Origin of the sequence: Frankia tisae, assembly GCF_025403405.1 — a bacterium.
Lineage (GTDB): Bacteria > Actinomycetota > Actinomycetes > Frankiales > Frankiaceae > Frankia > Frankia tisai.
In genome coordinates this window covers 1-5,132 of the sequence record NZ_JANEZT010000431.1, presented here as the reverse complement: position 1 = coordinate 5,132, position 5,132 = coordinate 1, and the positions used below count along the sequence as shown (strand labels likewise).

5 protein-coding genes are annotated in these 5,132 nt (G+C 72.0%); 2 read left to right on the top strand and 3 right to left on the bottom strand.

Annotated elements, in window-relative coordinates:
• Positions 1 to 648: 648 nt before the first annotated feature.
• Positions 649 to 855, top strand: a complete 207-nt coding sequence (locus NBZ85_RS34145) for a hypothetical protein (RefSeq protein WP_498041267.1) — start codon at positions 649 to 651, stop codon at positions 853 to 855.
• Positions 852 to 1,385, top strand: coding sequence for an ABC transporter permease (locus NBZ85_RS27380; protein WP_498041266.1), 534 nt, complete (start codon positions 852 to 854; stop codon positions 1,383 to 1,385). Before NBZ85_RS34145 ends, NBZ85_RS27380 begins: the two co-directional genes overlap by 4 nt.
• An 18-nt stretch (positions 1,386 to 1,403) precedes the next feature.
• Here the strand turns inward: NBZ85_RS27380 and NBZ85_RS27375 are convergent, their stop codons facing one another.
• Genes NBZ85_RS27375 through NBZ85_RS27365 form a run of 3 tightly spaced genes read right to left on the bottom strand, consistent with a single transcriptional unit; the run spans position 1,404 to position 4,559 of the window.
• Positions 1,404 to 2,336 (bottom strand): TAXI family TRAP transporter solute-binding subunit, encoded by a 933-nt coding sequence (locus NBZ85_RS27375; RefSeq protein WP_261562888.1) that lies wholly within the window; start codon positions 2,334 to 2,336, stop codon positions 1,404 to 1,406.
• The gene (locus NBZ85_RS27370; RefSeq protein WP_261557147.1) at positions 2,333 to 3,895 is read right to left on the bottom strand and encodes a sensor histidine kinase; all 1,563 of its coding nucleotides are present in this window, start codon (positions 3,893 to 3,895) and stop codon (positions 2,333 to 2,335) included. The genes NBZ85_RS27375 and NBZ85_RS27370 overlap by 4 nt, the downstream gene beginning before the upstream one ends.
• A gap of 1 nt (position 3,896) precedes the next feature.
• Positions 3,897 to 4,559, bottom strand: a complete 663-nt coding sequence (locus NBZ85_RS27365; protein ID WP_261557148.1) for a response regulator transcription factor — start codon at positions 4,557 to 4,559, stop codon at positions 3,897 to 3,899.
• Between the last annotated feature and the right edge of the window lie 573 nt (positions 4,560 to 5,132).

Here is a 5,132-nt window from a genome sequence, read left to right as displayed (position 1 = left end):
GGCCCCGCACGCGGCGGACGTCGTGCACCGCGACGTCACCCCGGCGAACATCCTGCTGGGCACGGACGGCTCGGCTCGGCCGACCGGCTTCGGGGCGGCGGTGCGCAGGACCGGTCAACAGGTCACCGCCGGAGTTCTCGGTGTGCCCGGATTCGTCGCGCCGGAGGTGCCGACTGGGATCCGTGGCATCTGCTCTCGGCCGCCGTGCCGGTCATCACGGCCTTTACGTTGTTCTGGCGCGCCGCGCAGCCCACGGAACATCTCGCGATCGATGCCGATCGGATCTCGATGGAACGCGGGTGGTACCATTTCACCGTTCACTGGAGCCAGAAATAGACACGGCCCGAGTGGCAGCCGGACAACTCGCCGTCACCCTGCTAGTGCAGCCGCTCATCGGTTCCTTTCCGATGCCCGGTGAGGGGATGTGATGTCAGACGGCGCCCGCCTCGTCTCCGGACGGCCCACCAGCGCCGCCACCCCGCCCCGCGAGGAGGAGGTTGTGCATGGGAACAGGTAGGCGCTCTCCCCTGCATCCACCGCCGACGCACAAGCCATCGCCCACGTCGCGACCCGCCTCAGCCACACCGTCAGACGTCACGGAACGTGACAGCAGGACGGGCTGGGCTGGGCTGGGCTGACGGTTTCACGATGCCCGCGGCCCAGCATGACGCCTGGCTCTGGATCGCTGGCGGTAACCGCACGGCGGTCTTCAACAACGCGCGGGACGCCGTCGACGCGCTGGCCGAGATAGCGACCGTCGCCACCGAGGTCACTGGCTGGCTGTACCAGTACGACCGTGACCTGACCGGGTTCGTCGACGGCACGGAGAACCCGTCGAACAGCAGGAACAGGTGATCGGCCGCACCAAGGCGGACAGCGTCGAGCTCGACGAGGGGGTCATGCCCGCCACCTCGCACGTCTCCCGGACGGTCGTCGAGGAGGACGGCGAGGAGCTCAAGATCTTCCGCCGGAACGGCGTAAAGGACATAGCCCGCGTGGCCCTCGCGATCGGCTTCCGGCCGTCCGCGGGCGTCGGCGGCTGGCTGGTGGCCGTGGGTGTGCTGGCGCTGTTCGTGCTGGCGCTGTCCTGGCTGTCGGCGACGATCGGGATCATCGCCGGTTCGCCGGAGGCGGCGAACGGGTTCACCTTCTTCGTCAGCTTCCTGGCATATCCGAGCAGCGCGTTCGTCCCCGTGGACACGATGCCGTCCTGGCTGCGGGGCTTCGCCCGCGACCAGCCGGTGAACACCGTGGTGGAGACGACCCGCGCCGCGCTCACCGGCGGGCCGGTCGGTTCCGTCGCCTGGCACGCGGTGCTGTGGAGCCTCGGCATCATCGCGGCGTCGGTCGTGGCCTCGGGCATGCTGTTCAACCGCCGGAGCTAGCCGCGAGCTAGCCGCGAGCTAGCCGCGCAGTGCTCGGTAGGCGTCGACGGCGGCCGGGTGCAGTGGCAGGGGCTCGGTGTTGATGAGGTTGCCGACGTCGAGGTACTGGGTGCCGCGGGCTTGTTTCGGCACGAGCTGCCCGGCGTGCTCGACCAGCACCCGGACGGTGTTGCGGACCACCCGATCCGGGCAGTCCGCCCCGGCGACCAGCAGGTTCGGGACGCCCACCGTGTGCACGGCGCCCGCCGCCCGGTAGGTGCCGGCGGGCAGGGCGACCTCGTTGTAGTAGCGGCCGTAGCGGCGGCGCAGTTCGGGGACGTAGGCACCGAGCTCCAGCAGCCGGATGCCCCACTCCCGGTCCGCCTGGGCCAGCACCTCCGTCGGGACCCCGCCCGACCAGAGCATGGCGTCGATCATGTCGTCGCGCAGTGCGCCCACGGCGTCCTTGAGAGACAGGTGGCGAGCCTGGCCGAGCGTCACCCCCGCGGTGGCGAACAGGCGCTCACCGAACAGCGCGGCGCCGGAACCGTTCGCGCCCAACGACACGGCCCGGCCGACCAGGTCCGCCACGCCGTGCACGGGGCTGTCCGCCCGCACGACGAGCTGCATGTAGTTCTCGTAGACCCGGCCGAGCGCGTAGAGCTGCACGGCCTGGCCGAAGGCGGGCGAGCCCTTCTGCGCCGCGTCGAGGGCGTCTGCGAGGGCGAGCCCGAGGTCCGCCGTGCCGGCCGAGACGCTGCGGATGTTCTGCACGCTGCCGAGCGTGGGGACCACCTGGGCGTGCAGCAGCGGTCGGAGCAGGTTCGCGAACTCGATGTAGAAGCCGTCGGGCTCCCCGGCCGCGATCGAGACCGTGGGGTCGTCCTGCGAGCAGCCGCCGGCGGCGGCGGTGACGGCCGTGGCCCCGACCGCCAGGGCGCCGAGCAGCACGGCGCGGCGGGAGGCGGTCACTGGGAGGCTCCGCGGATCGGGGCCCGCGCCGGATCATCGCGGCGCCGGGCCAGACGCCGCCGGTATCCGGGCAGCATGACCGTCGGCGTCGTGTCGGTCCGGCCCGGTCGTGTCAGGCCGGGGAGCCCCGAGCCGCGCCCGCCGTCGGCCGGCGTGCCCGCGGGCACGGTGCCCACCGGCGGGGTGGGCCGTTCCCCGGTGGGCAACTCGGCGGAGACGGACAGCCCGTGCGGTGTCACCGTCTCCAGGATGAGCCGCCCGCCGTTGTTGGTCACCAGCCGCTCGGCGATCGCCAGGCCCAGCCCGGACCCGTCGAGATCGTGGTTGCCGCGGTGGAACCGTTCGGTCAGGCGCGGCAGCTCGCCGGGCGCCACGCCGGCGCCGTCGTCGGTCACGGTCACCCGGCCTCGGCCCGAGGGCCAGCGGGCGGTCACCGTCACGGTCACCGTGCTGCCCGGGGCGTACTTGATGGCGTTGTCGATCAGCACGTCGACGATCTGCTCCAGGTCCGTGTCGGCGCATAGCAGCGGGATGGGTTCCGCCGGGACGCGATCGACCAACGTCACGTCGCGGGCGGTGGCGGCGGGCAGCCAGAAGTCGATCCGCTCGAGCACCGTCGCGCTCGCGTCGCAGGCCGACGGGGTCGCGGGATGGGCGGCGAGTTCGGTGGCCGCCGCGTCCGCGACGGCGAGTGCGCGCATGCCGTCGAGCAGGACCTGCAGCCGCCCGGCCTGGGCGACCATGGAGGCGTAGGTGTCGCGCGCCTCGTCGGGCAGCGAGCCGGCCAGCATGTCCATCCGCAACCGCATCGCCATCAGCGGGTTGCGCAGCTGGTGGGAGGTGTCGTCGATGAGCGCCCGCTGGCGGCGCGCCGAGTCGGCGACCGCGTCCGACATGCGATTGAACGAGGCGAGCAGCGTGCGCACCTCCGACGGCCCCTGCTGCGGCGGCACATGCGCCGCGAGCACCCCCTTGCCGACCGCCCGCAGGCCGTGCTCGAGCTGGGTGATGGGCCGCAGCACCCAGCGGACGATCAGTAGGATCACCGTCACCGACAGCGCGGCGACGGCGAGCACACCGAGCAGGACATGCCCCCACACCCGCCCGACGTCCGCCGCGGCCCGGCCCCGGCTCGACACCAGCACCACCGCGCCGCTGACCTCGACGCCGTTGCCCACCGGGCGGGCGAACAGGACCCGCCCGGACGACCAGGGCCGGATGTCGGCCAGGCCGGCCTGGCGCTGGTTGCGCAGCGCCGCGTCGATCGCCTGCGCGACGTCCCCGCCGCCGCCGAGGTCGCCGCGCGAGACGATCGGCCGGCCCGCCGCGTCGACGACGGCCACGGCGTCGCCGTAGAGGTCGGCGTGCGCGTCGATCTCCGGTTCAAGCTGGTCGGAGCCGGTGAGCGCGAGCTCGGCGAACCGGTTGATGTCGGCGGTGCGCCGGCTGACGAACTGGTCGGTGCGCTCCGCGGAGGTGGTGTAGAGCAGCGGGACGGCGAACGCGGCGAGCGCGCCGATACCGGCCACGATGAGCACGATCAGTAGCCGCCGGCGCACCTCAGTCGCCCAGCCGGTAGCCGAAACCGCGAATGTTGTGCAGCGGGCTCGGCCGGCCGAGCTTCTTGCGCAGCTTCGACAGGTGCACGTCGAACGTCCGCGACACCGCCACGTAGGCGTCGCCCCACACCTCGTCGAGCAGCTGCTCGCGGCTGACCGCCGCCCCCGCCTTGCGGGCGAGCACGGCCAGGATCTCGAACTCGATCCGCGTCAGCACGACCTCCTCACCGGCGACCGTCACCAGATGGGTGTCCAGGTCGATGGCGATGTCATTCACCTGGACCCGCCCAACCGGGGTGGCACTGCTGCGCTCGGTGCGGCGCAGAATGGCCTCCATTCTGGCGAGTAGCTCGTCCATCCGTACCGGCTTGATCAGGTAGTCGTCGGCGCCGAGGCGCAGGCCGCGCACGATGTCGCGCTCGTGCGTGCCCATCGCGGTCAGGACAAGGACCGGAGTGGCGGCAAGCCGGCGCAGTCGGCGCAGAACCTCCAGCCCGCTGATGTCCGGCAGCCCGAGGTCAAGAAGCAGCAGGTCAGCGTTGCGATGGCGGAGCAGGGCGTCCGCGCCCCGGGTGACCCATTCGACCGGGTGGCCGCGCGCGTCCAGCACGTCCTTGATCGCGCCGCCGACGCCGTGGTCGTCCTCGACCAGCAACACACGCATTGTCAGCCCCGATCTTCAAGCCCCGATTCGTGAGGTCTCCTCCATCGATACGTGGATCAGCAACGACACCAGCAGGCAGGCCCCCCCGTAGTAGCCCAAGAACGGCTTCTGGACGGCACGTTCGGGCCAGTACGACCCGTTCGGCGGCGAGGCGGGCCCGGCGACAGATCGTTCGGCGATTCGTCGCCGACGACGCTGGACTCGCCCGACACCACCCGCCGGGCACCGAGCGGCGCCACCCCGACCGCCGGTCTGGGTCTCGGCGACCGAGGGCGATCGATGACGGCCGGAGCCTGCCGACGGTGTCGCCGGGACGACCGGCCACCGAGCGATCCACAGAGTCACGCCATGATGTGAGGTGGTCACACATTTCGTCCACCCTGCCCCTAAGCCGGTGATTCGTGTCATCAGCCAGACCCTCCGGCATCGATCCATCCAGCGACCGTGAGCCTGAGGACCCGTCGGGCCCCTCCCCGCGGTCCCCGACCAGGCCGGCGAGGTGCACACCTCGTCCGAGGTCGATCCCGAGCCGGTGACCATCCGCGTCCCCGGCGGTCCGGACCAGTCACCGCC

What these genes read in the sequence shown, in the direction of transcription:
- NBZ85_RS27365 (WP_261557148.1), bottom strand. Translation starts at nt 4,559, where the DNA reads ATGCGTGTGTTGCTGGTCGAGGACGACCACGGCGTCGGCGGCGCGATC.
- NBZ85_RS34145 (WP_498041267.1), top strand. Translation starts at nt 649, where the DNA reads ATGCCCGCGGCCCAGCATGACGCCTGGCTCTGGATCGCTGGCGGTAAC.